This window comes from Bacillus sp. FSL W7-1346 (assembly GCF_038593335.1).
Lineage (GTDB): Bacteria > Bacillota > Bacilli > Bacillales > Bacillaceae > Bacillus > Bacillus altitudinis.
The window spans coordinates 3,379,375-3,394,408 of record NZ_CP151988.1; the positions used below are offsets into that span (position 1 = coordinate 3,379,375).

Here is a 15,034-nt window from a genome sequence, read left to right on the forward strand (position 1 = left end):
TGTCCAAGAAAAAAGTATAGTGGATTCATATCAAATTGTAAAGAACCGCATGAGATAACTTCATTTTTAAAGCGCACCCTTGCAGTCGCCTGTTTAAAACGGTTTTCTTTGTCCCATACTGATAAAAAACCGTCAAAATGGGGGCTTTGCATGGACACAATCATGAGTAATAAAAAAATCCGCATGACCGTGAAAACGATTCGGGCCTGTTTTTTTATCGGCTTGCTCGCTTTTCTATTTGCAGGCACAGTCTTTTTGACGATTCTTTTACTTGCTAAGTGGCAAGGCGCTCCCTCTGTTCAAGTTCCCCAATCTACGACCATTTATGCAGCCGATGGGTCTAAACTTGGCGAATCGAGCTTTGGAGAAAAGAGATACTGGGTTCCTTTAAAGGACATGTCCCCTCATATACAGCAGGCAGTGGTCGCGGTTGAGGATAAAACCTTTTATCAGCATCACGGCTTTGATGTGAAACGCATGGCGGGTGCTGCGGTGGCAGACATTCGTGCAATGGCAAAGGTACAAGGCGCCAGCACGATCACCCAGCAATACGCACGAAATTTATATTTAGATCATGATAAAACATGGAAGCGGAAGTGGAATGAAGCCTTTTACACGATCCGCTTAGAACAAAACTATACAAAAGATGAGATATTAGAAGGATACTTGAACACCATATATTATGGCCACGGCGCATACGGCGTGGAAGCGGCATCCCGCCTTTACTTTGGAAAAAAAGCGAAGAACTTAACTTTAGCTGAGTCTGCCTTGCTTGCCGGTATTCCAAAGGGGCCTTCTCTCTACTCCCCTTATGTGAATGAGGAGAAAGCCAGCGCAAGAAAGAATATGATTCTGAGGCAAATGCAAGAGGATGGCATGATTACGAAAAAAGCGGCTGCTGATGCCAGCAAGGAAAAGCTGTCCTATCGCCCGCTCAAACAAAAGCAGCTACAAGCAAAGCAGGCCCCGTATTTTTATGATGATGTCATTCGCGAACTGAAACAAACGCTGGGTTTAACCGAGGAACAAATTGAAACGTATGGTCTTCATATCGAAACGACCTTACAACCTGAATTACAAAAAATCGCTGAAAAGACTTTAACCAACATCATGGATGCTGAATCAGATATCCAAATCGGCTTTGCTGCCATCCATCCCCAAACAGGGCATGTACTCGCCCTCATAGGCGGGAGAGATTACGAGAAAAGCCCATTCAATCGTGTCACACAAGCAAAAAGACAGCCGGGTTCAACAATGAAACCACTTCTCTATTACATGGCTTTGCAAAATGGGTTTACACCAGCAACCGTGATGCGCAGTGAAGAAACTGTTTTTGAACTCGATGAGCAAGGAAGCGGCGCCGCTTATTCACCAAGCAACTATCATGGCTATTACGCCAATGACGGTATTACGATGCTTCAGGCTTTGGCTCTATCTGATAACATTTATGCGGTCAAAACCCATCTATTTTTAGGAATGGAACAGCTTGTACGTGCAGGCAAAACGTTCGGGATTCACGAAAAACTAGATCAAGTGCCTTCACTTGCGCTAGGTACTTCACCTGTCAAACCAATCGAAATGACCAATGCTTACGCGATGCTGGTCAATGGAGGAAAACGTGTCAAGCCAACCTTTATTACGAAAGTAACGGACGCAAAGGGCAACGTACTCTTTGAGGAGAAACAAAAACGAGAGCAAGTACTAGATGAAAAAGCAGCATTTGTCACCACTGACATGATGTCAGGGATGTTCAATGATCAATTAAATGGCTATACAAGTGTCACAGGACGTACCATTTCAAAAGATCTTACCAGAAATTATGGAGGAAAATCAGGGACGACAGGCGCTGACAGCTGGATGATCGGCTTCTCTCCCCAGCTCGTCACAGGTGTGTGGACCGGCTACGATAAAGGACGCACCATTGACTCGGTCACAGAAACCGCCTATGCGAAAAAGATATGGGCTTCCTTTATGGAATCAGCCCTCTCAAACCAGCCAGCCTCCTCCTTCATGCCGCCAGACGGTGTAAAAGGCGTATATATCAATCCAAAAACCGGTGATCTCGCTGGCCCAGGATGCGAATCAAAGGTATTTACCTATTTTATAGAAGGAACGGAGCCGACCGGTGTCTGCTATGGTGCCGAGAACAAAGCATCTGAGCAAGACAAGGCTCAGGATCAACAGCCTAAGAAATGGTGGGAAAAGTGGCTGAAACGTTAAAAATGGACATGAAAAACCCCGAGATCTGCATCTCGGGATTCTCCATGTCCTAGCTTTAACACCAGTTTACTGAAAAAACGACTGGAATTGGTATGCATTCATCATTCTTCACAAAAATTTCACAATTACTCAGGAACAGACAACCCTTCTTTTAATTCATCTGTAGATGCTTCCCATAACGCTTCATTGTGACTCTTCAAGAAATCAGCGAGCACCTTTTTCGAACCATCATCCATATGACTGACAACGATTTTACGCTTCATGGATTTATCCATTAAATTCACATGCTCAGGAAGTGACTTATATCCTCTGCGGATCGAGCGGTCAACCGTCATTTCACAAGCTGTGACGCCTGCATAATATGGCCCCTCTTCTCTGCGGTCAATCGTCACCCATACGAGCCAATACGGTTTTCCGTTAGGTACCTCTTCTTTGGTTTTTAAAAATTTAATTCCTTTTTCGACGGCACTTCTTGCATGCATCGCACCAATATCAATGACGGCTTCCTTTTCCTCCACATCAATGATGACTGGCGAGATATTATCAAGGCTGAGGGCACCTGCCCCAAAACCTCCATGTCCATCCGTTGCATCTGTTTTTTTAATGATATTAAAACCAATTGGTTTCTTCTTTTTACCTTCCATTCATTAAACCTCCTAAAGCAGCGGCTTCAAAATAAGATTAAACCAGTATATGATTTGATCCCGCATTCCGATCAATGGAACAAAAACAAACTGACCTAGCGGCGTGATGACGAAGATGAGGAAAATGATGATTCCATACTGTTCAAACTGCGTCATCTTTGCACGGATGCCGGGACTGACAACATCCTCAATAATACGATATCCATCCAGCGGCGGGATCGGTAATAAGTTAAATAGGAACAAAATCACGTTCAAGTTAATAAAGATTTGGAAGAAATAATCGACCCCCGGCTCAAAGCGAATGAGCGACTCCCCACCAAATTTCTGAAGAAGCGCATACACACAAAAGCCCAAAAATGCCAAAACCAAATTGCTTAATGGTCCAGCGATCGACACACATATCCCTGCGAGACGTGGGTTTTTGAAATGGTATCGATTCACAGGTACAGGCCTCGCCCAGCCAAACCCAGCCACAAAGATCAAGATCGTCCCGAAAACATCAAGGTGCTTCAATGGATTGAGCGTCAGTCTGCCTTGATTTTTAGCTGTCGGATCTCCAAAACGATACGCAACATATGCATGCGCCAGCTCGTGCATCGTAAAAGCCACAACAAGCGTAATGGCGACATATGGAATCAGTTCTAATGGATAAACAAGAAATTGGTCCAAAGGCATGAATCCCTCTTTCTTTCTATACAATGATTTACTTCATTCAGTATACTATAAGAAGTCCCTCAAACTAAAGGGAAGCGTAGCACTACAGGAAAAAGGAGGTTGCCATCATGCCGATTATCACCGTTCAAATGCTTGAAGGAAGAACAGATGAGCAGAAAAGAGCTCTTGTGGAGAAAGTCACAGATGCCGTTGTTGAAACAACAGGCGCAGGTGCAGAAAAAGTCTCTGTCATTATTGAAGAAATGAAAAAAGAACATTATGCTGTAGCAGGAAAGCGAATGAGCGACCTGTAAGCATATAAAAAGGACAAACACTTTTTCGGTGTTTGTCCTTTTGTCTCTTACCTTATCTGTACCAAGCTTTATTACGGTTCACTTGATTTTTATGAGCCGCATCGAAGTAATCGACAGTGTAAGAATAATCATAATTCATTAAGCAGACAATTCCGCTGCCTTGAGGGTCATGCGGCAAACCAAAGTTATGGCCGTATTCATGTGTAGCCGCTTTTGCTGTATTCGCTGTTCCTTGATCAAGGTTGACACTGAATGCACTTCCGCTCGGTGCACTATTGTAAACATAAGCGATTCCGCCTGCATCAAAGTTTGGATTTGCTGTAAATCCTGTGACAAAATCGTATCCTCTGCCATCAAAGCTGCGCTGAAGGTTAGACAAAATTTGTGATGCATTTGATCCTGAAGACGTCCAAGACCCTACGGCTTGTACGACAAAGTCCACATCATGATCACGGTTAAATGTCACATCCGCTTGCTCAATGATGCTGACAATGCGCGTCTGCCAATCACTATATTTCGCACGATACTGCGCATCAGCTACTGCGTAGACGGTCACTTTCTGACTGCCTGTACTAGCTTTTGTTGAAATCGAATCTCCTGTATTTGCTTTAAAGGTTCTAGACCCTACCTGTTTACCAGACTCGTCTAATATTTTTGTTGTCACATCTCTTTCAATAGGAGGTGCCTTCGTCAAATCTTTAAAATCGTTTGCCTTTGGCAACCCTTCACTAATATGTGTTTCGAACGGCGCATGACCATGATCATGCCCATGACCTGCACTTGCAACTGGTGCTGAAGCTGAACTTACCCCCGGTAACAAACTACCTACCAATAAAAATGACAAAAAGACTGAACGCTTTTTCATTCCTATCCCTCCTTTGTTTTTCACAAGGTTATATATTCACTGAAAATTCACCATTTTCCTTCTATTCAGTCAAAAACAGGGAATTTGATATACAGGAAGAAAGTCGAATCATGTCATTTTCACTAATTTTTCGGATATTTTGACACACATTTCATCAAAAAACAGCACTTTTGGTCTGGGTCATTTACATAGTAATCATCCTCCTTTTCCTAAAATGATGTCATAGACCCAGCCACATCATATAAGGGAGAAAAAATTGATATTAGAAAAGATAAAGTCAGACTTTACTGATACCAATTATACTTCTCTGCGATTCTCCCTTATGATGAAGAACATAAAAACAATGCTACTTCAAAACAGAAGGGACGATCCACATGTCTGAAAAAAAGCACATACAATTTGGATTAATGTTACATGGTCCAGGAGGTCATATGAATGCATGGAAGGATGAATCCGTTCCAGCAGATGCAAGTGTGAACATTGATTATTATCAAGCAATGACAAAAAAGGCAGAAGCAGCGGGTTTCCGTTTTGTCTTTGTCGCAGATGGCTTATATATTCATGAACATTCAATTCCTCATTTCTTGAACCGATTTGAACCATTAACCATCTTATCCGCTCTTGCAGCGGTCACAAAACAGATTGGACTTGTGGGCACCGTATCCACTTCTTACAGTGAGCCCTTTACCATTGCACGGCAATTCGCATCCCTAGATAAATTAAGCAAAGGCCGGGCCGGATGGAATGTTGTGACTTCCCCACTTGAAGGCTCTGCTGAAAATCACATCATTCGTCCGCATCCAAGCCATTCACTTCGATATGAAATTGCAGAAGAATACTTAAAAGTAGTGAACGGCCTATGGAGCTCATGGGAAGAGGATGCTTTTATAAGAGATCGATCAACAGGGGTTTTCTTCGATCGGGATAAACTGCACACATTAAACCATCATGGCAAACACTTTTCTGTCAAAGGTCCTTTGAATATCGAACGATCTGAACAAGGGCAACCGGTGATTTTCCAGGCAGGTGCGTCAGAGGCAGGAAAGGATCTAGCCGCAAAAGAAGCGGACGCAGTATTTACGAATGCAGACTCACTTGAGAAGGCGAAAGCATATTACCGCGACGTGAAAAATAGAGCCGCAGCGCTGGGCAGAAATCCAGCTGATATCAAAATTTTCCCTGGCATCCACCCGATTACAGGGAGAACAGTCGAAGAAGCAGAAGAAAAATATGAAGCCATTCAACACCTGGTCTCTATTGAAGAAGCCCTTCACTACCTGGGCAGGTTCTTTGATCACTTGGACTTCAGTCAATTTCCACTTGATGAGCCATTTCCTGATATCGGTGATGCCGGTTCAAACAGCTTTCAATCCACAACTGAATCGATTAAAAAAATGGCGAAAGAACAAAGCTTGACCTTAAGAGAAGTCGCTCTACGAGTAACCACTCCCAAAAGTGCTTTTTTCGGTACTTATGAACAAGTGGCAGACCAGCTGATCCAATGGATCGAAGAAGATGCCGCAGATGGATTTATTTTTGGCGCGCCTATTCTAGCAAGCGGTTTATCTGAATGGACGGAACACGTCATTCCGATATTAGTAGAAAGAGGATATTACGACCCGAATTATCCAGCTCATACCCTTCGTGAAAATTTGGGTCTGCCTATCAAGAAGAATCAGTTTCTTAAACAAACCGTGAAATAAACATGAAAAGAGGGGTTAGCTCAAAGGCTCCCCCTCTTTTCATGTTGGTTGATGCAGTCGATTTTCGATGAGATCAATGAATTGAAGTACGGCTCTTCCTGGCGAATCATTTGTTTTCCTCAATAGACCAACTGGCGGGGAAACATGAATGCCCTTTATTTCTAATACCTTGGTGCCTGGAAGGGTAAAGGAATGAGCAGTTCGTGTAAAAAGAGAGACACCTAATCCAGCCTGAACATAATGTTTATGGGACATGCTGCTCGTAATCTCTAACTTATTGTAATTGGTCCCAATGACATCGACGATTTGTTGTTCGATTTGAATACGGATGGGGCAATTGTGTGGCGTGAATAAAATGGTCTCATCCTTTAAATCGGTCACCTCCACTACCCTTTTTTCCGCTAATCGATGGGAAGATGGGACGAGCAGCACGATATCATCTTGAAAAAGAGGCTTATAGCTATTCTCCATCGAAGCTTCTGGTGCTCCGCAAATCGCAAAATCAATCTCATCATGAGAAAGTAAGGAACTCAACGTATTCGCATCCGCTACTTGCACAGAAAATTCTACATTCGGAAACCTTTCCTTGAATTCTGCAATAAGTGCAGGAAATTCTAAGCTGGCTGTAGGCTCAGAAACACCGATTCTAATGAACCCCGCAATGCCCACTTCTAAATCTTGGAGTGTTTTCGTCAATTTCTCATATTCATTGAGTAAAGAATTGGCTCTTTCATAAAAAAGCTGTCCTGATGCTGTTAACTTTAAGGTCTTCCCTCTTTCTAGAAGCTTCTCTCCAATTTCCTCTTCTAAATGTTTGATGTGCAAAGTGATGGTTGGCTGAGAATAATTCAGCGCTTCTGCTGCTTTTAAAAAATTTCCGTATTTCACGATCGTGGCAAAGGTGCGTATCGCTCGAATCTCCATGAAAACCCCTCTTCTCCCTATATTTTAAATATCTGAATCGTGTATTTATGATTACTAATTATACTTTTCTATTGGTTTGCCTTATTATAATTTATATTATCAACTATTCCAAGTTGTTTAGAAGGAATTATCAGAAATGGAGGAGACGAATTGGCAAAAGTAACGATTATAGCAGGCGGGCATTCCGTCCAATCTCGGTTAACCGGTGTCCTGCAACATATCCATCATCGTTTGGCGTTACATGGGATTGATGTTCATGTCATTCAAGTCCACCAGCTTCCTAGCGGCGCCTTAATAGGAGCAGATTTTTCAAACGAAGCCATTGTGAAAGCCATTGATCTTGTGAATGAGAGCGACGGTGTCATTGTGTTAACACCTGTCTACAAAGCGTCTTTTTCCGGTATTTTAAAAACTTTTTTAGATCTACTCCCCCAGAAAGCGTTACAAGGGAAACCCGTTCTCCCCTGTGTTTTAGGAGGAACATACGGACATTTGCTCGTCATTGAATATGCACTTAAACCTATCATTCATCAACTCGGTGCAACCGTCGTTCAATCTGGCGTGTATGTTGTCGATCAACAGGTCTCAAAGCAGGATTCAGATAGCTATGTGCTTGATCCAGATGCCACAAACAGATTAAACCTCGCACTATCTCAATATCAAAGTCTAATAGGAGGAACAGCCAATGTCGCTCACCCTTAGTATTCTTGATCAAAGCCTCGTCAGTGAAAACGAGAAAGCAGAGACGGGTATTCAGCATACTGTCAGATTGGCTGAAGCAGCAGATCAGCTTGGTTATCACAGGTTTTGGGTGTCTGAACATCACAATAATTCTCAAGTGGCAGGATCATCCCCTGAAGCCCTCGCTGGTTATCTTTTAGCAAAAACGAACCATTTGCGAATTGGGTCTGGCGGTGTCATGCTTCAGCATTACAGCCCGTTTAAGGTGGCTGAAACATTTCATGTACTGGCATCACTAGCGCCTGGCAGAGTCGATTTAGGCGTTGGGAAAGCACCGGGAGGGTTGAACCTCTCGACACAAGCGCTTCAGGAAGATTATCAAGCGTCACGGAAAGACTTTTCTCAAAAATTAGTGGATCTCAAAACGTATCTTACTGAACAAGCAAATGAATTAAATGCTCAGCCAATTCCTAGCGTATCACCCGACATGTTCCTTCTAGGCGGCAGTATTGAGAGCGCGGAATTCGCAGCAAAACTTGGGATATCCTTTGTGTTTGCCTATTTTATTAACGGGGATGACGCATTATTAAAAGAAGCAAGAGAGACTTTTCAAAAATTCAAGACACAGAACACGCACCAGCAATTTCTTCTCGCCATCACCGTATCTGTAGCAGAAGACCACGAACAAGCCCTCTCGTACATCAAGCAAAAGGAAACAGTAAAGGTCTCCTTTTCCGATGGAAGAAAGCTTAATGTGACGTCACTAGAAGATGCAGAAAAGCTGGTGAAAGGAACAAAAAAAGAACACTACAACATTCACGTTCAAAAAACCGGTTATACCGCTGGTACAAAAGAAACCGTTCATCACCGGCTGACTGAACTAGCCGAGACATATGATATCAATGAGTTCATTGTGCTATCTCCGATTGTAGACATTGAGGCAAGAATAGCGTCTATCACATTATTAAAAGAAGCATTTGATCATGAACTAACAGCCAAAAACCAAATAAACCAAGAGGTGAGCGTCTAATGTCAAATAATCAAAAAATCATTTTATGGAGCAAAAATGGATGCAGCTATTGTCAGGACATTCAGTCCTATTTCAACGAACAGCACATTACTTATTCAACCATTGATGTAACAGAACATGATCATTACAGAAATATTTTAGAAGAAAAATACGGCGTCCGTTACGTGCCAGTAGTAGAAATCAGCCGTGATCCCCACGTGTATCAAGCATTGCTGAATCCAGATATCGATGCTTTACGAAAAGCGTTGAGCTGACATTACACACTACCCTTTTGATTGGAGGTTTGTCATGAGTCGAGATATTTTTCGCATCGCTACCGAAGAAGATGCACCGGCTTTTCTAGAATTGCTGTCCAGTGCATTTAAACCGCTTGGAGAAATGGGCATTGATTGGCCATCCACGAACGCCACACTTGAAATGGTCACAGAAAACATCAAACAATCCGTTGCTGTTGTGTTAGAACGAGACGGGCGGCTCATATCAACCATCACCATACGTTTTCCATGGGAGAGCACTCAACCGGTTTCAGGCTATCCATTTGTTTGGTGGTTTGCCACAGCTCCTGATTTAGCCGGTCAAGGGATCGGAAATAAGCTGCTCGATTATGTAGAAAACACCTTGCTCCGGCAGACATTTAAAGCACCAGCATACACACTGGGTACTTCTGGCCGGAAACACCCCTGGCTTCTAGAGATGTACGAACGAAAAGGCTATACAGCATATATTGAACGTGAAGCCGATAATGGCGACTTAGGTGTATTAATGTATAAAGTCCTCATCCCTGAACGGTTCGATGCCGCCATATTAGGCGCACCGCCCTCAGAAGAAAAAGTCCAAACGACTTCAACATAGGAGGTGATTCAACATGGGGGATTTTTTCAAATGGGAGTATGTCGTCACACTCTTCCCTAAAGTATTGTCAGCCCTTCCAACAACCTTACTGATCGTTTTATTTGCCACTTTGATTGGCAGTTTTCTTGGATTCATTCTTGCTTATTTTCGAATTGAGCGTATTCCCATCCTGCATCAGCTCAGTGCAATTTATGTCTCATTTATTCGTGGAACACCTATCCTTGTTCAAATGTTTATTGTGTTTTATGGCCTGCCTGGTGTGCTTGCAACAATAGGGCTTGATATCTCCATGTGGAACAAATTGATCTTTCTGTATATTACATATGGACTCAATACAGCTGGGTATTTTTCAGAAATATTCCGATCTGCCCTATCGAGTGTCCCAGCATCTCAATATGAAGCGGCCGCCTCGATTGGACTGACGAAATGGCAGATTTATAGAAGAACGCTTATTCCTCAAGCAGGGAGAATCGCCCTTCCTAATATCGGCGTGGCCATTGTCAACTTATTACAAAATACCTCCCTCGCCTTTACATTAGGTGTGATGGACATGATCGGAAAGGTTCAAACATTAGGGGCTTTATACTATCGCGTATTAGAAGGATACTTTATTGCTGCCGTTATATTTATCATTTTAAGTATGGTGTTAGAAAAATCATTTGACCTATTGGAAAAACGGATCAATACACCGAAAACAAAAAAACAGCGTCAGACGGCATTGCTTCCCTTAAAAAGAGCCGAAGCGGCCTTTACTGTAGAAAAACGTGCAAAATAAACTGAGGAGGAATTTACATGAAAAATAACAGAATATTCAGTAATCATTACATCATCGGTCTGCTTCTACTTGGTTCATTGCTCCTTGCCGCCTGCGGAAATAATGAGCAATCGGATGAAGTCAAAGCAGAAGCAAACAATAATGACCCGGATGCAAAAGAAATCGTCATTGGGACAGGGAACGCCTATCAACCCTTCGTTTACTTAGATGAAAACGGCAAATTAACAGGCTACGAGAAGGCTGTATTAGATGAAGTGGATCAGCTGCTACCACAATATAAGTTTAAATATGAATCCTTTGAGTTTAAAAATATTCTGCCTGCTTTAGATGCCGGTAAAGTTGATCTCGCTGCACACCAATATGAAATCAATGACGAGCGTCAGAAGAAATATCTATTTGGAAAAGTTGGCTACACAGATTATACAAGCTATGTGGTGGTGAATAAAGCATCCGGTCATGACTTTCAAAGCCTGGACGATTTAGCTGGACACAAAGTGCACACCTCTACAGGAAGTAATTTCGCTTATCTTCTAGAGCAATATAACGCAAAGCATGATCGGAAAATTGACATTGTCTACGGGGATGGCGGGAACGAAATTTTAGTCAAAAACCTGCAGAATGGCACGGTCGATGCTGCCTTACTCACAAAGTATGACGTCAATAAGCTAAACAAACAGTTCAATGCTCATCTTGTGACATCCGGAAAGCCTGTAAACGTATCTAAAACGTATTATTTATACCAAAAAAACAATACGAAACTTCAAAAGGACATTGATCAAGCCCTGCAAAAACTGATTGATAACGGCAAGCTCGCTGAATTGTCTAAAAAAATATTGGGCGGAGACTTTACTACATCATAAGAAAGGAGCGATCTGAGTGGATTTTGACGTTGCTTTTATGTTTCAGGCCTTTGTAGCCGCACTTCATTATTTGCCAACGACGCTGCTATTAGGCTTTCTTCCGCTAGTATTCGGCTCCATCTTTGGCTTTGGTATTGCCCTTATCCGTTTTTATCAAGTGCCTGTATTGTCTCCATTGTTCAAATGGTTTGTGGCGATTTTTAAAGCCATTCCTGTTGTATTAATCTTGCTCGTATCTTATCTTATTTTTTCCGATTCGCTCGATCAATTGGCTGCATCTCTTTCGCTGCCCATCCGTTTTAGCGATTTAGATAGACGATGGATTGCCATTTTCGCCCTTTCTTTATATGCCGTCAGCGGGTTATCAGAGATATTTCGAAGCTCTCTTGCGTCCATCCCAAAGGGTCAATTTGATGCCGCTCTATCCGTTGGTTTCACAGGCAGGCAGGTGTTGCGAAGAGTGATCATTCCACAAGTCTTTCCCATCTCTCTTCCTTTACTGAACAACATGCTCATCAGTTTAATCAAAGCCTCTTCTCTCGTCTCTATGGTGTCTGTGGTCGATATTTTAAACGGCGCTTTAATCAAAGCCAATGTGAATTACCGTTATCTTGAAGCATACATTGCTGTTGCCCTTATTTACTGGGCTTTGTGTGCCTCTATTGAAGCCATCACTGCTGGATATGAGAAATATGTACACAAAAGTAAAAGGGGGCGGTTCGCATGATTCACATCAAACAAGTGCATAAAGCATTCGGTCAAAACCAGATTCTAAAGGGAATTGATTTAACGGTGGAAAAAGGCGAAGTCGTTGTCATTTTAGGTCCGAGCGGCTCTGGGAAATCAACATTTCTCAGATGCTTAAATTTTCTTGAGCGTGCGGATCAAGGCGAGATCAGCATTGATCACACCACTGTCACATTCAATCAAGCAAAACCGAAAGACATTCTAGCAATTCGCAGAAAAACAGCCATGGTCTTTCAGCAATACGACCTGTTTATTCATAAAACAGCAATTGAGAATGTCATGGAAGGCTTAGTCATTGCCCGTAAACAACCGAAAGACCAAGCCTATGACACAGCACTCCAATTGCTCAAAAAAGTGGGGTTACTAGAGAAAAAAGATGCCTATCCGCATCAATTATCTGGCGGACAGCAGCAGCGAGTAGGCATTGCAAGAGCACTTGCATTGAATCCGGAGGTCATTTTGTTTGATGAGCCGACCTCCGCTTTAGATCCCGAGCTTGTAGGTGAAACACTTGACGTCATTAAACAAGTGGCACAAACAGGCGTCACCATGATCATCGTCACGCATGAGATGAGCTTTGCCTATGATATTGCCGACAGGGTCATTTTCATGGAAGATGGTGTGATTGTCGAATCAGGCACACCAGAAGAAGTCTTTGAACAGACGAAAGAAGAACGGACAAAACAATTTTTAGCAAGATTTTCTTATCATCATTCCTAAAAAACAAGTCGATCCATGAGGTCGACTTGTTTCTGTTTCTATATGCGTACAAAATAAAAACCAGTCTGTTCTAGCCATTGGCTATCACAAACTGGTTCTTGTCGTTAGTTCAATTCCTTCAACTGATCAATATAAGCAAGAGCTGCCTCAAATTCTTCGTCCGTATAGCGCTGCTTGCTTTTAATGGTGAAGACCTTTTCCTTTACCTCATCTTTTGGCAGATCATCAAAGTATAAAATCGTTGAGACAAGCTCTAGAAAACGAGACGATTGCTCATTCATCTGCTGCGTCAGCACTTTGAGGTCAGGCATGTCCACTTCACACTGATCGAGAAACTCTTTCCCATTGTCCGTCAGCGAATAGCGATATTGATAGTATCCGCCCTTTTTTTCCTTCATTTCGTCCAAGAATCCAAGGTTGCACAGCTCTTCAATTCTGAGCGTCAACTCCTCTGAATAGGGGCCATAAAAATGAAAATCGTATTTCTCGTAAAAAGGCAAATCTAGCTTTTTTGCTATGTAAATCATTTTTTGCAGCTTCTTCCGTCCAACGATTTCCCCAGATTCAGAGAACACCTTCATCAACTTTGCATGCTCTTTCAACAAATTCCCGACATCTCCTTTTTCAGTACTTCCTTATCCCAATCCAAGCAGCTTCATGATCGCCTTCTTTTCTTCAGCTTTTTCCGACATATCTACAATTAAGTCCATCGGGAAATAAAGTTTATGATCGGTTCTTCGTTTACCGGAAATGGCGTCAACAATATCTGACTGTCTCGACAGTTCTTTAATATGACCACTTTGCGTCAAAAGGTGGATCGGCAGCCGCTCTTCTTCTTCGCCCGGTCTATAGAAGTCATAAGGCAAATCAGAGGAAGAATCGACCACTAAATAATAGTCAGGATCAATTCCTGCTTCTTTGAACAAAGCCGTCAGCTTGAAATATTTCGTCATTTCTTCGTTTGGATTAAACTCTGTATATTGGAATAAACGGCGGTTCATAAAACGGCGGCACAAATCAGCCAGCACGTGATCTTCTTCATCTTCCCACGCCTGAAAATAAAATAAGACAATGGATTCATCCAGCTTAATATAGTCCTCTGTGGTGACATTTCCTTCAAAAATTGAATAAAAATGAACCGGGGCATGTGTAAAAATATATCCCGTTTCATGCAGCTCTTTTGCCCGATGGAGGATTTTTGTTAAAATGACTTCCGCACTGCGTGTCACTGGGTGGAAATACACTTGCCAGTACATTTGATAGCGGCTCATAATATAATCCTCTACGGCATGCATCCCGCTCTGTTTCATCACAATCTGATCTTCTCTTGGACGCATCACGCGTAAAATACGTTCCATATCAAAGTGACCATAGCTGACGCCTGTATAGTAAGCATCGCGCTGCAAGTAATCCATTCGGTCGGCATCAATTTGACTTGAAATCAAACTGACCACCTGTTTATTTTGATACGTTTTGGCAATGACTTCTGCTACATGCTTTGGAAAATCGTCACTGACCCGGCGCAGCACTTCATTTACTTCCGTCTGCCCTAAAATGATATCTCTTGTAAACGATTCATGATCTAAATGAAAGACCTTTTCAAAGGAATGAGAAAACGGACCATGTCCAAGGTCATGAAGTAGGGCGGCACTCAGTACAAGCTCACGCTCCCCTTCATCCCATTCGGGTCTTCCTTTAAACACATCATCCACAATTCGTCTGACAATCTCGTATACACCGAGTGAATGATTAAATCGGCTGTGTTCTGCCCCATGAAACGTTAAATAAGTGGTGCCTAGCTGTTTAATTCGTCTAAGGCGCTGGAACTCTCTCGTTCCGATTAAATCCCATATCAATGCATCCCGTACGTGAACATAGCGGTGCACAGGATCTTTAAATACCTTTTCTTCGGATAATTTCCCTTTTGGATACGCCATCGTTTCGTCCCTCTTTTTTTAAGACGTGTTTCTATTATATCGGGTAACTTTTCCCGAAAACATCCTTGAATTTGCTGGCGAATGTGTTCTCATAGATTGAACGGACGT

The 15,034-nt window shown here is 42.5% G+C and carries 17 protein-coding genes; 11 read left to right on the forward strand and 6 right to left on the reverse strand.

The features are described from left to right. Nucleotides 1–150: 150 nt before the first annotated feature. Entirely contained in the window at nucleotides 151–2,220 is a 2,070-nt protein-coding gene (locus NST09_RS17425) for a transglycosylase domain-containing protein (protein WP_342493157.1), read from the forward strand. Between the two features lie 125 nt (nucleotides 2,221–2,345). On the opposite strand, the gene NST09_RS17430 is transcribed toward NST09_RS17425, so the two are convergent. Together NST09_RS17430 and NST09_RS17435 are read right to left on the reverse strand one after the other, a co-directional pair. Beyond that, nucleotides 2,346–2,864, reverse strand: a complete 519-nt coding sequence (locus NST09_RS17430; RefSeq protein WP_076821280.1) for a YwhD family protein — start codon at nucleotides 2,862–2,864, stop codon at nucleotides 2,346–2,348. Between the two features lie 12 nt (nucleotides 2,865–2,876). Then, nucleotides 2,877–3,539, reverse strand: a complete 663-nt coding sequence (locus NST09_RS17435; protein WP_050826697.1) for a site-2 protease family protein — start codon at nucleotides 3,537–3,539, stop codon at nucleotides 2,877–2,879. Between the two features lie 107 nt (nucleotides 3,540–3,646). Between NST09_RS17435 and NST09_RS17440 the strand changes: the two genes are divergently transcribed. After that, complete coding sequence (locus NST09_RS17440; protein WP_008343530.1) at nucleotides 3,647–3,832, forward strand: 2-hydroxymuconate tautomerase; 186 nt, start codon at nucleotides 3,647–3,649, stop codon at nucleotides 3,830–3,832. Between the two features lie 52 nt (nucleotides 3,833–3,884). Here the strand turns inward: NST09_RS17440 and NST09_RS17445 are convergent, their stop codons facing one another. Further along, nucleotides 3,885–4,697 carry a zinc-dependent metalloprotease gene (locus tag NST09_RS17445; RefSeq protein WP_035389836.1) on the reverse strand — a complete coding sequence of 271 codons (813 nt, stop codon included), beginning with the start codon at nucleotides 4,695–4,697 and terminating at the stop codon, nucleotides 3,885–3,887. Between the two features lie 374 nt (nucleotides 4,698–5,071). On the opposite strand from NST09_RS17445, the gene NST09_RS17450 reads away from it, so the two are divergent. Beyond that, entirely contained in the window at nucleotides 5,072–6,400 is a 1,329-nt protein-coding gene (locus NST09_RS17450; protein WP_076821282.1) for an LLM class flavin-dependent oxidoreductase, read from the forward strand. Nucleotides 6,401–6,439: 39 nt separating this feature from the next. Here NST09_RS17450 and NST09_RS17455 read toward each other — a convergent pair whose 3' ends face one another. Then, complete coding sequence (locus tag NST09_RS17455) at nucleotides 6,440–7,324, reverse strand: LysR family transcriptional regulator (protein WP_076821284.1); 885 nt, start codon at nucleotides 7,322–7,324, stop codon at nucleotides 6,440–6,442. Nucleotides 7,325–7,474: 150 nt separating this feature from the next. Between NST09_RS17455 and ssuE the strand changes: the two genes are divergently transcribed. From ssuE to NST09_RS17495, 8 genes are read left to right on the forward strand one after another with little or no spacing between them, the layout of a single operon-like run. Then, complete coding sequence (gene ssuE, locus NST09_RS17460) at nucleotides 7,475–8,026, forward strand: NADPH-dependent FMN reductase (protein ID WP_046526744.1); 552 nt, start codon at nucleotides 7,475–7,477, stop codon at nucleotides 8,024–8,026. Continuing rightward, nucleotides 8,010–9,035 carry an LLM class flavin-dependent oxidoreductase gene (locus NST09_RS17465; protein ID WP_017368240.1) on the forward strand — a complete coding sequence of 342 codons (1,026 nt, stop codon included), beginning with the start codon at nucleotides 8,010–8,012 and terminating at the stop codon, nucleotides 9,033–9,035. The genes ssuE and NST09_RS17465 overlap by 17 nt, the downstream gene beginning before the upstream one ends. Further along, a complete protein-coding gene (locus NST09_RS17470; RefSeq protein WP_008343541.1) occupies nucleotides 9,035–9,289 on the forward strand; it encodes a glutaredoxin family protein in 255 nt (84 codons plus the stop codon). The genes NST09_RS17465 and NST09_RS17470 overlap by 1 nt, the downstream gene beginning before the upstream one ends. 34 nt (nucleotides 9,290–9,323) lie before the next feature. After that, complete coding sequence (locus NST09_RS17475; protein WP_008343543.1) at nucleotides 9,324–9,887, forward strand: GNAT family N-acetyltransferase; 564 nt, start codon at nucleotides 9,324–9,326, stop codon at nucleotides 9,885–9,887. 13 nt (nucleotides 9,888–9,900) lie between these two features. Then, a complete protein-coding gene (locus tag NST09_RS17480; RefSeq protein ID WP_017360084.1) occupies nucleotides 9,901–10,662 on the forward strand; it encodes an amino acid ABC transporter permease in 762 nt (253 codons plus the stop codon). A gap of 17 nt (nucleotides 10,663–10,679) precedes the next feature. Beyond that, nucleotides 10,680–11,522, forward strand: coding sequence for a transporter substrate-binding domain-containing protein (locus NST09_RS17485; protein ID WP_017360085.1), 843 nt, complete (start codon nucleotides 10,680–10,682; stop codon nucleotides 11,520–11,522). Between the two features lie 16 nt (nucleotides 11,523–11,538). After that, nucleotides 11,539–12,249, forward strand: a complete 711-nt coding sequence (locus NST09_RS17490; protein ID WP_008343549.1) for an ABC transporter permease subunit — start codon at nucleotides 11,539–11,541, stop codon at nucleotides 12,247–12,249. Further along, nucleotides 12,246–12,989 (forward strand): amino acid ABC transporter ATP-binding protein, encoded by a 744-nt coding sequence (locus tag NST09_RS17495; RefSeq protein WP_017360086.1) that lies wholly within the window; start codon nucleotides 12,246–12,248, stop codon nucleotides 12,987–12,989. Before NST09_RS17490 ends, NST09_RS17495 begins: the two co-directional genes overlap by 4 nt. 104 nt (nucleotides 12,990–13,093) lie before the next feature. Here NST09_RS17495 and NST09_RS17500 read toward each other — a convergent pair whose 3' ends face one another. Both NST09_RS17500 and NST09_RS17505 read right to left on the reverse strand, forming a co-directional pair. After that, nucleotides 13,094–13,594, reverse strand: a complete 501-nt coding sequence (locus NST09_RS17500; RefSeq protein ID WP_007497715.1) for a YwgA family protein — start codon at nucleotides 13,592–13,594, stop codon at nucleotides 13,094–13,096. A gap of 30 nt (nucleotides 13,595–13,624) precedes the next feature. After that, nucleotides 13,625–14,926, reverse strand: a complete 1,302-nt coding sequence (locus tag NST09_RS17505) for an HD domain-containing protein (protein ID WP_007497716.1) — start codon at nucleotides 14,924–14,926, stop codon at nucleotides 13,625–13,627. Nucleotides 14,927–15,034 lie beyond the last annotated feature (108 nt).